The 13,960-nt window shown below is 62.2% G+C and carries 16 protein-coding genes; 11 read left to right on the top strand and 5 right to left on the bottom strand.

The window, feature by feature from the left end; genetic code table 11:
• The first annotated feature begins 23 nt into the window (after positions 1-23).
• Together CO657_RS27920 and CO657_RS27915 are read left to right on the top strand one after the other, a co-directional pair.
• Positions 24-953 (top strand): XdhC family protein, encoded by a 930-nt coding sequence (locus CO657_RS27920; RefSeq protein WP_054184420.1) that lies wholly within the window; start codon positions 24-26, stop codon positions 951-953.
• A gap of 38 nt (positions 954-991) precedes the next feature.
• The gene (locus CO657_RS27915; protein ID WP_054184421.1) at positions 992-1,654 is read left to right on the top strand and encodes a nucleotidyltransferase family protein; all 663 of its coding nucleotides are present in this window, start codon (positions 992-994) and stop codon (positions 1,652-1,654) included.
• Positions 1,655-1,795: 141 nt separating this feature from the next.
• On the opposite strand, the gene CO657_RS27910 is transcribed toward CO657_RS27915, so the two are convergent.
• Both CO657_RS27910 and CO657_RS27905 read right to left on the bottom strand, forming a co-directional pair.
• A complete protein-coding gene (locus CO657_RS27910; RefSeq protein WP_054184422.1) occupies positions 1,796-2,440 on the bottom strand; it encodes an NrsF family protein in 645 nt (214 codons plus the stop codon).
• Positions 2,437-2,985: a sigma-70 family RNA polymerase sigma factor gene (locus CO657_RS27905; RefSeq protein WP_054184483.1), complete on the bottom strand. Its 549-nt coding sequence runs from the start codon at positions 2,983-2,985 to the stop codon at positions 2,437-2,439. Before CO657_RS27905 ends, CO657_RS27910 begins: the two co-directional genes overlap by 4 nt.
• A 187-nt stretch (positions 2,986-3,172) precedes the next feature.
• On the opposite strand from CO657_RS27905, the gene CO657_RS27900 reads away from it, so the two are divergent.
• The 8 genes from CO657_RS27900 (at position 3,173) to CO657_RS27865 (ending at position 10,505) form a co-directional block, all read left to right on the top strand.
• Positions 3,173-3,421: a pentapeptide MXKDX repeat protein gene (locus CO657_RS27900; RefSeq protein WP_003592215.1), complete on the top strand. Its 249-nt coding sequence runs from the start codon at positions 3,173-3,175 to the stop codon at positions 3,419-3,421.
• Between the two features lie 87 nt (positions 3,422-3,508).
• The gene (locus CO657_RS27895) at positions 3,509-4,348 is read left to right on the top strand and encodes a cytochrome b/b6 domain-containing protein (RefSeq protein WP_054184423.1); all 840 of its coding nucleotides are present in this window, start codon (positions 3,509-3,511) and stop codon (positions 4,346-4,348) included.
• Positions 4,348-5,124: a molybdopterin-binding protein gene (locus tag CO657_RS27890; RefSeq protein ID WP_054184424.1), complete on the top strand. Its 777-nt coding sequence runs from the start codon at positions 4,348-4,350 to the stop codon at positions 5,122-5,124. The genes CO657_RS27895 and CO657_RS27890 overlap by 1 nt, the downstream gene beginning before the upstream one ends.
• A gap of 203 nt (positions 5,125-5,327) precedes the next feature.
• Positions 5,328-6,086, top strand: a complete 759-nt coding sequence (locus CO657_RS27885; RefSeq protein WP_054184425.1) for a FadR/GntR family transcriptional regulator — start codon at positions 5,328-5,330, stop codon at positions 6,084-6,086.
• Positions 6,087-6,109: 23 nt separating this feature from the next.
• Positions 6,110-7,084: a sialic acid TRAP transporter substrate-binding protein SiaP gene (locus CO657_RS27880; protein WP_054184426.1), complete on the top strand. Its 975-nt coding sequence runs from the start codon at positions 6,110-6,112 to the stop codon at positions 7,082-7,084.
• Between the two features lie 393 nt (positions 7,085-7,477).
• Positions 7,478-8,050, top strand: coding sequence for a TRAP transporter small permease (locus CO657_RS27875; protein ID WP_054184427.1), 573 nt, complete (start codon positions 7,478-7,480; stop codon positions 8,048-8,050).
• 4 nt (positions 8,051-8,054) lie between these two features.
• A complete protein-coding gene (locus CO657_RS27870) occupies positions 8,055-9,461 on the top strand; it encodes a TRAP transporter large permease (RefSeq protein ID WP_054184428.1) in 1,407 nt (468 codons plus the stop codon).
• Between the two features lie 9 nt (positions 9,462-9,470).
• On the top strand, positions 9,471-10,505 hold the full coding sequence (locus CO657_RS27865; RefSeq protein ID WP_054184429.1) for an L-idonate 5-dehydrogenase: 1,035 nt from the start codon (positions 9,471-9,473) through the stop codon (positions 10,503-10,505).
• A 19-nt stretch (positions 10,506-10,524) separates the two neighbouring features.
• Here CO657_RS27865 and CO657_RS27860 read toward each other — a convergent pair whose 3' ends face one another.
• The 3 genes from CO657_RS27860 to CO657_RS27850 all read right to left on the bottom strand — a co-directional run bounded on the left by CO657_RS27860 (position 10,525) and on the right by CO657_RS27850 (position 13,528).
• Positions 10,525-11,871 (bottom strand): NAD(P)/FAD-dependent oxidoreductase, encoded by a 1,347-nt coding sequence (locus CO657_RS27860; RefSeq protein WP_054184430.1) that lies wholly within the window; start codon positions 11,869-11,871, stop codon positions 10,525-10,527.
• 1 nt (position 11,872) lies between these two features.
• Positions 11,873-12,760, bottom strand: coding sequence for a dihydrodipicolinate synthase family protein (locus tag CO657_RS27855; protein ID WP_054184431.1), 888 nt, complete (start codon positions 12,758-12,760; stop codon positions 11,873-11,875).
• Positions 12,761-12,832: 72 nt separating this feature from the next.
• Positions 12,833-13,528, bottom strand: a complete 696-nt coding sequence (locus CO657_RS27850) for a GntR family transcriptional regulator (RefSeq protein WP_054184432.1) — start codon at positions 13,526-13,528, stop codon at positions 12,833-12,835.
• Between the two features lie 214 nt (positions 13,529-13,742).
• Here CO657_RS27850 and CO657_RS27845 point away from each other — a divergent pair, with 214 nt between their 5' ends.
• Entirely contained in the window at positions 13,743-13,940 is a 198-nt protein-coding gene (locus CO657_RS27845) for a hypothetical protein (RefSeq protein WP_054184433.1), read from the top strand.
• Positions 13,941-13,960: the final 20 nt, after the last annotated feature.

Here is a 13,960-nt window from a genome sequence, read left to right as displayed (position 1 = left end):
GTCGCTTTCCCTAAGGATTTCCTATGGATCAGACACCCGCGACCATTACGGCGCCCATTCCCGTCAGGGTTTCGGATAGCGACGATCCCGCCGAACTGCTTCGCTTCGCGATTGACGCCCATGGCCGTGGAGCGGCGGCGCTCGCCACTCTTGTCGACATACGAGGCGGGGCTGCCCGCACGCTTGGCTCGCACGTGGTTGTCGCAGCTGATGGCCGTTTTTGCGGCTATGTCTCGGGCGGATGCGTAGAAGCCGCAGTCGCTTCAGAAGCGCTTCTGGCAATGACGGAAGGACGCGACCGCACGGTCAAGTTCGGCGACGGATCGCCCTTCTTTGACATCGTCCTTCCCTGCGGCGGCGGTATCTCCGTCGCAATCCATGTTCTGAGAGATGTCGGCGCTGTGCAGCATGTTCTGGATCGGCTCGGACGGAGGCGGGCAGCCGGCCTTGCATATTCACCAGAGCGGCAGACGCTCGAAGTGACGGATCCACGGCCACGGGCCTGCTGGCTGGAGGAAGATTTCGTCGGCGTCTACCGTCCCGGCACCCGCGTCGTCCTTTCCGGCCAGACGATCGAAGCGCAGACCGTCGCACGACTGGCGGCGGTTGCTGGCTACGACGTGGTGATCCGCGGACGCGATGAGGAACACAGGGCGGCGGCCGACAGCATCGATCCCTTCACGGCCGTCGTGCTCCTGCATCACGACCTCGACGCTGAAATCGCCATTCTCAAGACCGCGCTTCGGTCGCCCGCTTTCTACATCGGCGCGCTTGGGAGCACCCGGACGCATCGTCGACGTGTCGAGCGGCTGGCGGCGCTCGCTTTCGGACAGGATGAGATCGATCGGATTAAGGCGCCCATCGGGATGTTCGGCCCGACGCGGGATGCAACGTCGCTCGCTTTGTCGGTCCTGGCGGATATAGCCGCAGCAAGACTGGTCGCCCATGCCTAAAACGGTCCTTTCCGGTGTCCGCCGTGTCGGAGGCTTCGATGCCGATTGAGAATGACCCGCAGCAACGCGACCTGAGCGAATTGCCGAGCACAAAGGCGTCGGTCGCGATCGTCATTCTTGCTGCCGGCAAATCAAGCCGGATGGGCAGGGGCGGGAAGCACAAGCTGCTGGCCGAGTTCGACGGCATCCCGCTCGTCCGACGGTCTGCATTGACCGCGCTCGGGTCGGACGCAGCCTCTGTAATTGTTGTGACGGGCCATCGCCGACGGGAGATCGAGGCCGCGCTCAGCGAGCTTCCGGTCACGCTCGTCGACAATCCTGACTATGCAGATGGCATGGCGAGTTCGCTCATAGCGGGCGTTTTGTCAAAGCGTGCAGACGGCGCCGACGGCATTCTCGTCATGCTGGCCGATATGCCCGGTATTTCCACCGTCCATATCAATGCCTTGATTTCCACTTTTCGCAACGCAGGCGGTGAGGCCGTCGTCCGCGCCGTCTCGGGCGGCAAGCCCGGTAATCCGGTTGTTCTGCCACACTCTCTCGATCACGCGGTCCTGCGACTTAAAGGCGATGTCGGCGCCCGTGATATCATCACGACGTCGGGTCTGTCGGTACTCGATGTCGACATTGGCGATGCAGCCCATCTCGACGTTGATACGCCGGATGATCTATTGGCGGCCGGCGGCGCAATGAAGAGCTGATGCGCGATAATGCCCCGCCGCTCAGCATGCCAGATTTGACCTAGCCTGGAATGGCGAGAAAGCGTGTTGAAATGGTTCGGTCGGCCGTGTTGGCGCGCTTGAAGTTGGGGGCAGGCCAAAGATAATCTCCCCCAGAGGAATCTACCAGCGTAGCAGGCGAGGGCCGGTGACGGCGCCGAGCGCGCCGGTGAGCAGGATGCCGAGGGAATACCAGATCAGCACGAAGGGCATGCCGTTCTCGGTGCAAAACCACGAATAGACCCAGGCACCTGCGGCGCCTGCGGCAATGCCGGCGACGAAACCGGTCAGCCGCAGATCCGTTGGCGCCGCCTGGCGCAGTGCCCAGACGGCGCCGGCATAGACGGGTAGGGCAAAGCCGAGGATGAGCAGCGGGCAATGGAGCGCCGAGGAGCCGAGGATCAGCACCGGGTAAGTCTCGGTTGGAGCCATGATCAACTGGATGGCTGCGACGGCCGCCATGGCGGCGAAGATTAAGGCAAGCACATCGAAAAAGCGGCCCTCGGAACCGTCGGGGCGGGAAAGCCGATAGACGGCGAGGAGCGCCACGACTGCAATCAGCGCATTATAGGCCGATTTGATCCAGAAGACCGGCAGCATCAGCACATCTGATATATCGACCCGCGGACCGAGAATGGTCAGCATCAGCAGCAGGGAGAGCCCGAGCGCCGGCACGATGCCGAGCGCGAAGCGGCGGCGCAGCGCATCGCTCGGCACCGGCTTCAAGTCACCTGCCAGGCGTTCGATGAGGTCGTCCGTTTTTGTCACGATGTGCCTCGCATTTTCTCTGCCAGCGCCTTCAGCGCCCGGTGGATGCCGACCTTCACCGCCGATTCGGACTGGCCCGTACGGCTTGCGGTGTCGGCGACCGACTGGCCCTCCAATTTCACCTGCCGGATCAGCTCACGTTGTCTCGGTGACAGCCCGTGGAGCAACCGCTCGACATCCACGCTGGCCGTCAGCGCATCCTCGCTGAAGTCGCTTTCGATCTCCTCGCCAAGCTCGGTCTCGGCGAGCCTACGTCCGCCGCGGCCGCGATGATGGTCGATCAGCTTGTAGCGGGCGATCGAGAAGAACCAGGCCGTGAATGGCCTTTCCCGGTCATAGGTGGATCGGCGCGAATGCAGTGCCAGCAATGTCTCCTGAACCAGGTCTTCCATATCCGCTTTCGCCGCCGCCGCCATTCTGCGGCTGTAGTAACCGACAAGCAGCAGGCGCAAAGCCGCCAGCAAACGCCGATAGGCCGCCTCGTCCCCGTCAAGGGACAGAAGCATCAATGCTTTCAGGGCTTCTTCCGAATGGGCGGTTGTCATGCTGTCGGAGAGTTCATTCGCTGGAAGCTGCCGATCGGTTACAGGGAAGATGAAAAACAACGTTGGTATCACAGCTCTATCACAAGCGCGTGAGGCTGTAACGCATCCCGACGCTCCCCCGAATAGCCAAATGTGAGCCATCGGCAATCCGCCGGCGGACACGAAATCCATTTTCAGGAGAGTTCCCATGACCAAGCTTTTTTCCAGCCTTGCCGCTTGCACCTTCATCGTCGGCCTTTCTCTCGCCGGCGCCGCGTCGGCTGAGGATGCGATGAAGTCCGATACGATGAAGAAGGACAATATGAAGACGAGCACGATGTCGAAGGATGCCATGAAGATGTCGGGCACCAAGACGGACTGCATGCACAAGGCCGGCATGGAAAAGGATGCGATGAAAAAGACCGACATGATGAAGGCCTGCGACGCGATGAAGTAGGCATTCGCGTTGTCGCGGCCGCTGAAACTTTCTCAACAGCGGTCGCGTCTTCTGCTCTCGAAACGTCCATCCATTCGGAGAATGATCATGGCGACGATCGATGCCCGTGCGAAAACCGGGCGCATGCTCATCTACCGCCACAGCCTTGCAGTCCGGCTGTCGCATTGGGTTAACGTATTGTGCCTTACCGTGCTGCTGTTCAGCGGTCTGCAGATATTCAATGCGCATCCGGCGCTCTATTGGGGCCAGTACGGTGCCGACAACGACCCTTCCTTCATCGCCATGGAAGCCGTCGAGGACGGCGACCGGGCGAAAGGATTGACGCATGTCGGTTCCTTCACCTTCAATACGACAGGTTTCCTCGGTCTTTCGAATGTCGATGGCGAGGCGACAGCAAGGGGGTTTCCAAGCTGGCTCACGCTTCCCAGCTATCAGGATCTGTCGACCGGCCGGCGCTGGCATTTCTTCTTCGCCTGGCTCTTCGTTCTCAATGGCTCCGTCTATCTCCTCCATGGGCTGATCAGCCGGCATTTCCGCCGGGATCTCGCCCCTGAAGGCAAGGAACTAACGCTCGCCCATCTCGGCCAAGAGGTCGCCAACCATGCCCGGTTGCGCTTTCCCAAAGGAGCCGAGGCACGCCACTACAACACTTTGCAGAAGCTGACCTATCTCGCGGTGATCTTTTTGCTGCTGCCGCTGATGGTTGCGACGGGTCTCACCATGTCGCCGGGCTTCAATGCGGTGGCGCCCTGGCTGCTCGATGTCTTCGGCGGCAGGCAATCGGCCCGCACCCTGCATTTCCTCACCGCCTTCTCGCTCGTCGCCTTCGTTGTGGTGCATGTCGCCATGGTGATCCTGTCGGGTGTTTTCAACAATCTGCGCTCGATGATCACCGGCTATTACTCCATCGAACAGGGAGACGAATGATGAGCCGCGTGATCACCCGCCGCCGCTTCCTGATCGGCTCGACTTTGACCGCCTCCGCATTGGGATTGAGCGGCTGCGACGCATTGGTCGAAAGCGACCGGCCGAAGTCGGTTCTGAAGATCGCCGAGGGCTTCAGCATGAAGACGCAGCGCTTCCTGCTCGGCGACAAGGCGCTGGCCCGTGAATTCAGTGAGGCGGACCTGTCGCCGGTCTTTCGCTCCAACGGCACCAGCATGCCCGATAACCCGCAATATCTCGACTGGATGAGCCGGCAGTTCTCGACCTGGAGACTTGATGTCGGCGGTCTCGTCGAAAAGCCGTCGCAGTTCTCGCTGGCGCAGCTGAAGGCGATGCCGTCGCGTACCCAGATCACCCGCCACGACTGCGTCGAAGGCTGGAGCGCAATCGGCAAATGGACGGGGCTGCCGCTCGGCGCCTTGCTGCAATCGGTCGGGCTGAAGCCCGAGGCGCGTTACATCGTGTTCCACTGCGCCGACGAATACGAAAAGACGCTGGATGGCAGCGGCTGGTACTATGAGAGTATCGATCTGGTCGATGCGCTTCATCCGCAGACGATCCTTGCCTATTCGATGAATGGCCGCGACCTGGAAGTGGCGCATGGAGCGCCGCTGAGGCTCAGAGTCGAGCGGCAGCTCGGTTACAAACAGGCGAAATATCTGACCCGCATCGAAGCGGTCGCCGATCTCGGCCGGCTTTATGGCGGCAGCGGCGGCTTCTGGGAAGATCGCGGCTATGAATGGTACGCCGGGATATAAGCCGCGGTCAGGCCGTGGTGCGCACGCCGCGGAATCTATGTTTGACCCATCGATCGTCACGTCTGGACCGATGGCGTGGCCTCTCCTGTTTAAGTTTCATGCGGCGGATTGACGCACAACCCCGGCGATGATACCTATGTGCCAATTGGTCAGGCCAGTTGACCAGATGCGCGCTTGAGGAGAAGCCCGCCGGGGAGGCCACGATGTTTTCGCCTGTTGAATCACGCCGCCTCTACAGGCAGGTGGCGGACCAGATCCGTTTGATGATTGCGAGTGGCGAGCTCGCCGTCGGCCGGCGGTTGCCGGCCGAGCGTGATCTCGCGGAGCAACTGTCGGTGTCTCGCCCGACTGTGCGCGAAGCGCTCATCGTCCTGGAGGTCGAAGGCCTCGTCAATATCCGCATGGGATCCGGCATCTACGTGGTGCGCCAGCACGCCGCGACTGCGGCGGGAGCCGAGCGCGAGCCGGTGGAGGGGCCTTTCGAGCTGTTGCAGGCGCGCGCCATCATCGAATGCGCCATTGCCGAGGAAGCGGCGGGCTGCGCCAAGCCGGAAGGCATCGCGCTGCTCGATGAAGCGCTGACGCGCATGAGCGGCGGCGTCAACGATGCGAGCGCGGTGCTTGCCGCCGATCGCGCTTTTCACACCGGCATTGCCGCCATCGTCGGCAATGCGACGCTGATCCGGGTGACGGGCGAGATGTTCGACATGCGCATGACCCCCTATTTCGCCAAGCTCGCGAGCCACTTCGAGGGGCCGGGCACATGGCGCAGCGCCGTCGACGAGCATCGGGCCATTCGCGATGCGATCGCCGCCGGCGATGGGGCAGGCGCCAAGGCGGCCATGCGCGCCCATCTCACCCTATCACAGAAGAGGTTTTCCGAGAGCTTCGGGGAGGAGCTTTCGGGAGAGGAGGCGCGCGGCCGCAAAACGGGGCCCGCGAAAGGAACCGACAAGATCTAACCCAAGCTCGGGAGGAGAGAGCGATGAAGAGCAGACTGGCAACGATACTTTGCACCGCAGCCGCGATCATGGCGACGACGGCGGTCGCACATGCCCAAACGGTATTGAAATGGGCACATGTCTATGAAACCTCCGAGCCCTTCCACATGGATTCCGTCTGGGCTGCGGAAGAGATCGCCAAGCGCACCGAAGGGCGTTACAAGATCGAGGTCTATCCGGCCTCGCAGCTCGGCAAGGAAGCCGACATCAATCAGGGTCTCAAGCTCGGCACGGTCGACATTATCATCTCGGGATCGAGCTTTGCCGCACGCGACTACAAGCCCATCGGCGTCACTTACTTCCCCTATATCTTCCGCGGCCCCGATCACCTGATCGCCTACACCAAGAGCGATGTCTTCAAGCGCCTCGCCAAAGGCTATGAAGACAAGACCGGCAATCACATCGCCGCCGTCAGCTATTACGGCACGCGTCATACGACATCGAACAAGCCGATCGCCAAATGCGCCGACCTGCAGGGCCTGAAGATCCGCGTGCCCGACGTTCCGGCCTATCTCGCCATGCCGCGCGCCTGCGGCGCCAACACCACCCCGATCGCCTTTGCGGAAGTCTATCTCGCTCTGCAGAACGGCACGGTCGAGGCGCAGGAAAATCCGCTGACGACGATCGAGGCGAAGAAGTTCTACGAAGTCCAGAAGAACATCATCCTGACCGGCCACATCGTCGATCACCTCAACACCGTGGTCTCGAAGACCCGGTGGGCGAGCCTGTCCGACGAAGACAAGAAGATCTTCGGTGAGGTCATGCAGGAGGCCGCCGAGCGCACGAGCAAGGCGATCGCCGGCAAGGAGGCCAGCCTGGTTGCGACCTTCAAGGAGAAGGGCCTGAACGTTGCCGAGGTCGACAAATCGGACTTCGAAAAGAACGTGATGGAAAAGGTCAAATTCGAGGACTTCGGCTACGAGAAGGCCGATTGGGAAGCCATCCGGGCGATCCAGTAAGGGCCTACAGGGAAGACTGTCCCTCACCCTAACCCTTGCCGGGGTCGAGCCGCGGGTCTCGACCCGTCCTTCGGACCTCCGCGCGCGGAGAGAGGGGACGTGCCAAAAATGCAGCGTTGAGGTTCAGCGAAGCCGGTGCGGCATATCCCTTCTCCCAGCATGCGGGGAGAAGGTGGCGGCAGCCGGATGAGGGGCAGGCGCCACCCAGCAACGAACGAGGTTTGTCGACGAACTGAAAGGGCGCCAACTACCCTTTACTCTTCGTCATGCTCGGGCTTGCGCCCCAAGCATCTGCACCCGTCCATAGGGCAGCAGATCCTCGGCACAAGGCCGAGGATGACGGCGAGCAAGAATAAGCGTCGCCCTCCATCCCCAACCGGAACAAGGCCGATCATGTCGCAAGAAATTCATACGCCAATCACGGCCGAGGAGATCGGTCACGAGTTCGAGGGCCATGCGCCGACAGCGAACATGTCGGACTACGCCATCGAGGACTGGATCACGCTGATCGTCTTCTGGCTGATGGCGGGCTGCGTCTTCCTGCAGTTTTTTACACGCTATGTGCTGAACGACAGCTATGCATGGACCGAGGAGATCGCCATCAACTGCCTGATCGGTGTCGTCTTTCTCGGTTCCGCCATGTGCGAGCGCATGTCACGGCATATTCAGGTGGATGTGTTCTATCACTATATGCCGGCAGGGCTGGCGCGTGTGCTCGCCACTTTCGTCGACATCGTCCGCATCGGCTTCTTCGCCTATGGCTGCCACCTGATGTGGCGCTATGTCGATATCGTCGCCGACGAGCAGATGGTCACTGTCGAGCTGCCGCGCAACATCGTCTTCTACTCCGTGCTCATCGCCTTCGTGCTGATGCTGATCCGCGCGGTCATCGTCTTCATCGCCAATATGCGCCGCGGCTACTCCGTTCTGGAGCGCCCCGAAGAATTCCAGACTGTCGAGGGTTGATCCGATGCTGCTGCTGCTTGGTTCGTTTCTGGTGCTGATGCTGATCGGCGTGCCTGTCGCCATCTCGATGGCCGTCGCATCCGTGCTTTATATCGTGCTTTACGGCATCGCGCCCGACATTATCGTAGCCCAGCGCATGATCGCCGGGGTCGAAAGCTTCCCGCTGCTCGCCGTGCCCTTCTTCATCCTGGCGGGCAATCTGATGAACTCGGCCGGCGTCACCGGCCGGATCTATTCCTTTGCGGTCGCCCTCGTCGGCTGGATGAAGGGTGGGCTGGCGCAGGTCAATATCATCGGCTCCGTCATCTTCTCCGGCATGTCCGGCACCGCACTTGCCGATGCGGCCGGCATCGGCACGATCGAGATCAAGGCGATGAAGGATCACGGCTATCCGGTTGAGGCTGCCGTCGGCGTGACGGCGGCGTCTGCCACGCTCGGCCCGATCTTCCCGCCGTCGCTACCCTTCGTGATCTACGGCATGATGGCGAATGTTTCGATCGGCGCGCTTTTCATGGCCGGCATCCTGCCCGGCGTCGTCATGACGCTGTTGATGATGATCACCGTCGCCGCCTTCGCTTACAAGAAGCGCTGGGGCTCCGATGCGCCCTTCGATATCAGGCAGCTGCTGTCGGCCGGCATGGAAATCGTCGTTGTCCTGATGGTGCCTGTGGCGATCTATCTGATGATGCAGGCCGGCCTATCGATGAACGCCGCGGCCGGCATCGCCCTTCTCCTGCTTCTGGCGCTCGACTGGTATTTCGGCTTTTCCGCCGTCATGGCGCTGATGACCCCGGTCATCCTGATCGGCGGCATGACGATGGGCTGGTTCACGCCAACGGAGGCTGCCGTCGCCGCCGTGCTCTGGTCGCTGTTCCTCGGTCTGGTGCGCTACCGCACCATGACCTTCTCGACGCTTGCCAAGGCAAGCTTCGATACGATCGAGACGACGGCATCGGTTCTCTTCATCGTCACTGCAGCCTCGGTCTTCGCCTGGCTGCTGACGGTCAGCCAGGCGGCGCAGCTCCTATCGGATGCAATCCTGTCGATCACCGACAATAAATGGGTGTTTCTGATCCTGGTGAACCTGCTGATGCTCTTCGTCGGCTGCTTCCTGGACACGATCGCGGCGATCACCATTCTCGTGCCGATCCTGCTGCCGATCGTCGCCAAATTCGGCATCGATCCGGTTCAGTTCGGCCTGATCATGACGCTGAACCTGATGATCGGGCTGTTGCATCCGCCGCTCGGCATGGTGCTTTTCGTGCTGTCGAGGGTCGCGAAACTGTCGGTCGAGCGCACCACCATGGCGATCCTGCCCTGGCTGGTGCCGCTCTTCCTGGCGCTGATCCTGATCACCTTCATCCCCGCCGTATCGCTCTGGCTGCCACAGCAGCTTGGGCTGCTGCGATAGGAGGATACGATGCAGACTCGTCTGGCACGGCTTTACCAGAAGGGCGACCTCAGGATCGAGACCGACACCGTTCCGGCCCCCGGTCCAGGCGAGGTGTTGCTCAAAATGGCAGCCGCAGGCATTTGCGGCTCCGACCTGCATTATTACCAGGACGGCGGCTTCGGGCCGGTCAGGGTGCGTGAGCCGATCATCCCGGGCCACGAGGCCTCGGGAACGGTAAGCCAGGCAGGCGAGGGCGTCGACCTCAAGGACGGCGTGCTGGTGGCGGTCAATCCCAGCCAGCCCTGCGGACATTGCGAATATTGTGAGAAAGGCATGCCGATCCACTGCTTGAAGATGCGTTTCATGGGCAGCGCGATGCGCCTGCCGCATGAGCAGGGCATGTTCCGGGAATGGCTGGTGGTGCCGGCCAAACAGTGCTTCGAAGTGGGTGCCGCGACGACGGCCGCGGAAGCCGCCTGCAGCGAACCATTGTCCGTCTGCCTGCACGCCGCATCACGTGCCGGAGAGATATCGGGCAAACGCGTTCTGATCACCGGCGCCGGCCCGATCGGCGCGCTGATGGTTGCCGCCGCTGCCTATCACGGTGCCGCCGAGATCGTGGTGACCGATCTTGCGGACGCGGCGCTGGAGAGGGCGAAGGCGATGGGGGCCAGCCGCGCGATCAATGTTTCTCGTGATGCCGCAGCGCTTGCGGAATTCGAGACGGGCAAGGGCTATTTCGATCTCGTTTTCGAATGCTCGGCCGCCGCTCCGGCCATCCGCAGCGCCATCGCCGCCATCCGGCCGCGCGGCACGATCGTTCAGGTCGGGGTCACGGGAGAGATCCCGATCCCACTCAACGCCATTGTCGGCAAGGAGCTGCATATCCACGGCACGCAGCGCTTCCACGAGGAGTTCGCCACCGCCGTCGCGCTGATCTCAAGCCGCAAGATCGATGTGCGCCCGATCATCAGCCATAGCCTGCCGCTGGAAGACGCCAACGCCGCCTTCGCGCTTGCCGGCGACCGCACCGCCGCCTGTAAGGTGCAGCTTACGTTTTAGCGTAGAGCTCGGCTTCGCCTCACTCCGTCCCGGCCTGCCATTCGCGATAGGCGAGATGGATCTTCGCGCCGATCGTCGTCAGCGGCTGCGGCGGCAGCAAAACCGGCGCCGCCAGGCGGCTATAGACACGGCCGAGTTCGGAGTCGTGCCCCAGCAGGCGTTCGGCCGCGGCGATGCCGGCGGCAGTCGAATTCGACGCGCCCAAACCGTTGCAGCCGCAGGCGGCGAAGACACCGCGTTCGATTTCCCCAAAGGCCGGCACATGGTTGTGCGTCAGCGCCATCGCGCCGCCCCAGCGGTACTGCATGCCGACGCCGGCAAGACCGGGGAAACGATGGGCGAATTTGCCATCATGCAGGCGGCCGGCGCTGCGGATAGCGGAATCGCCGATCTCGATGTTCGGATTGTAGCTGTAGCGCGAGCGCACCAGGATGCGGTCGCCGCCGGCAGTATTGATGCGCCGCACCGTCGTCCCCATCGGCAGCGCCGGGGTTGCCGCCCATTTTCTCTCACCGCCGAGCCTTGCCGGATCGAACTCCTCCGTCATCGATGCGTAAGTGAAGACATGAAGGAGGCGCCTGCGGAAGAAGCCGAAGCTTTCCGCATGGCCGTTATTGGCCATGATGATCTTGCCTGCCCGCACCGAACCCTTCGGCGTCTTCACCAACCAGCTATCGCCGGAGCGCTCGAAGGAGAGGGCCGGCGTCTGCTCGAACAGCCGCACCGGCTCCTTCAGACAGTCGGCCACCCCTCTGACATAGGCGGCAGGCTGGATGATGACTGTGCCCGGCGAGAACAGGCCGGAGGTAAAGGCCTTCGATCCGGTTACTGCCTCGATCTCTTGCCCCTTGAGCAGGCGATGCGCTTCGCCCATCTTCGCAAGCTGCTGGGAATAGGCTTCCAGATGCTTGTCGCCTTCAGCGCTCATCGCGATGCTGTAGCGGCCGCAGGGATCGAACAGTTCTTTTCCCCAGCCGTTCTCTGCGGCGAGTTCGGTCGCGAGCGCAATGGCCGAGCGCTGCAGGAGCACGGAGTCGCGGAACTTGCCTTCCGACTCGCCGCTGAAATCGTCCGAGGAAACCTCGTGGGGCAGGTCGATAATGAACCCGGAATTGGCGCCGGCCGGACCTTCACTGATAATGCCCGCTTCGAGAACGGCGACCCGGACGGTGGGATCGAGACGCGAAAGGCGGTGGGCCGCCGAGAGGCCGGCAAAGCCGCCGCCGATGATCGCGACATCGACGCTGACCGCTTCGCCCAGTGCCGGGCGCGGCGTGCGCGGTGGAAGCGTCGCCACCCAGCCCGATACGCCGGCACGTTTGGGAAGCCTCGATGCGACGAAGACATTCTTTGCGGCCTCTCTCACGTCAGATCGCTTCCCGCTCCATGAGCGTTTCGAGGGAGTGCCGGAGGGCGGGAAGCTTTTCCGGGGCAAGGGCGCGCAGCGGCTTTCTCGGGGCACCCGCGCCATAGCCGACCAGCTCGGCGGCTGCGTAGACGGACTGCACGTAATCGCCCTCCCAGATCAGGCCCATGGCCGGCTCCAGGATTTTCCAGAGCTCGCGGACCTCGTCCCATTTGCGCTGAGCGGCCGCCGCAACGAGGGCAACGCAGGTTTTCGGCGCGAAGTTCACCCCGCCCCAGATCAGTCCGTCGCATCCGGCATAGAGCGCATAGGGAACGAGCGGGTCGGCGCCGTTCATGACGAAGCGGCCGGTGCGGATGAGGGCTGCCTGTCTTCCCAGATCCCCGCTGCTGTCCTTGACGGCTGAAAAGCCCGGAATATCGTTCAGCTTATCCAGAAGCTCCGGCGTGATCGCGACGCCGACCGCCTGGGGCACGTTATAGCCGATGACCGGAAGGCCAGCCTTGGCGACCTCGGCGTAGAAATCGAGAATGCCCTGGTCGTCGGTCGGTCCTTCGAAGAAGGGCGGAAGCACCATGACGCCTTCGGCGCCGGCGTCGCGGGCGCGCGCCGTCCGCTCCACGACGTCTTCCACCAGCAGCGCCGAAGTTTGGGCGATCACCTTGGCGCGGCCATTGACGATCTTTGCGCCACGGCGGACCAGTTCCTCGGATTCTTGCTTGGAGAGATAGACGTGCATGCCGGTTCCCGAGCTGAACAGGAAGCTGCGGATGCCTGCGGCGAGATAGTGTTCGACATTGACTTCAAGCCGTCCGTAATCGATGCGGCCGGCATCGTCGAACGGGGTGGTGATTGCGAGATTGAGTCCTGGAAAGGGAAAGGTCGTCATTGATGGAAATCCCGTTGCGTTAGGCCGAAGGTCGATCTGGATTGTCTTGAGCTGCGTGTCTGATTGCCTGGCCTAGAGGGTCGGCGTCTGCAGTCCCTCAGGGGCGGCGTACATCGCCATGTTCCGCCTGGAGAGTTCGATATGGAGCCGCGCCAGCTCGCCGGAGGCATCGGCGTCACGCCGCTCGATGACCTCGATCATCTCATCGTGCTGATCCGACGCCAACTCGAGTTCTTCCTGCATGCGCGGTGTGTTCGGGTGCTGGTAGAAGATCTTGCCGATCCTTGCGTGGTCGATCTGCAGGCGGCGCAGGCTTGGAACCACGTAGACATTATGCGCCATCTCGCCGATCTGGCGGTGGAACTGATCGTTGTGGAATACCCGGCCCTCGACGTCGCAATCATCGACCGCCTTCCGGAAGGCGCGCTGGATCTCTTTGAGAACTTCCAGCTCCGCTTTCGTCCGGTTCTCGGCCGCGAGCTTGTTGGCGGTAATGTAGATCATCGGCGCGAGCAGGAAGAAATCGCGTAGCGAGTTGTAGCTCATGGAGCTGACGCGGGCGGCGCGGTTCGTCTCAAGCTCGATATAGCCCTCGCCGGCCATCTGCCGCATCAGCTCGCGCACCGGCGGACGTGAAAGCCCGAATTCCTCGCTCAAGGCCACCTCGTCAAGCACCGCCCCCGGAGGCAGCTGCATCGTCAGGATGCGCGTGCGCAGTGCGAGTTCGAGGCTGGACTTGCGGTCCGGAATGGCGACTTCGGCATTCATTTTTCAGCTTGCCTCATAATTTCTTTAGAAGACATTATGTAGACATACGGTTGCCGTCAAGCCTTCATTGCTCCGTCGGGTCCTCGGAGGCCGGCAAATCGAGGCTTGCTCACGTCAAAGTGCGACACGCACGGAAACAAAAGCGGTCTCGGCTTGTTACCGCTAAACCCGCGCAGGCATTCTGGTCGGGCGCGCACCCGCATTGGAGCAGGACATGGATACAGGAACGCAGTGGGCCCTTCTTCTCGGCGCTTTGACGCTGGCGAGCTGGATCGCGGGCGGGCTGACGGCCGTCTTCGGAATCGTCGAGCCCGGTCATCGGCAAAAGGCAGCCGGATATCTGATCTTCGGGTTCAACGCGGCCGGCCTCGTCTCTGCGGTCGCCATGGCTGCGATCCTGGTGATCCGATGACGTCGATCAGCCGGGGGGCT

Origin of the sequence: Rhizobium acidisoli, assembly GCF_002531755.2 — a bacterium.
GTDB lineage: Bacteria > Pseudomonadota > Alphaproteobacteria > Rhizobiales > Rhizobiaceae > Rhizobium > Rhizobium acidisoli.
Note: the sequence above shows the minus strand (reverse complement) of the source record. Positions and strands in the feature narration are given on the sequence as shown.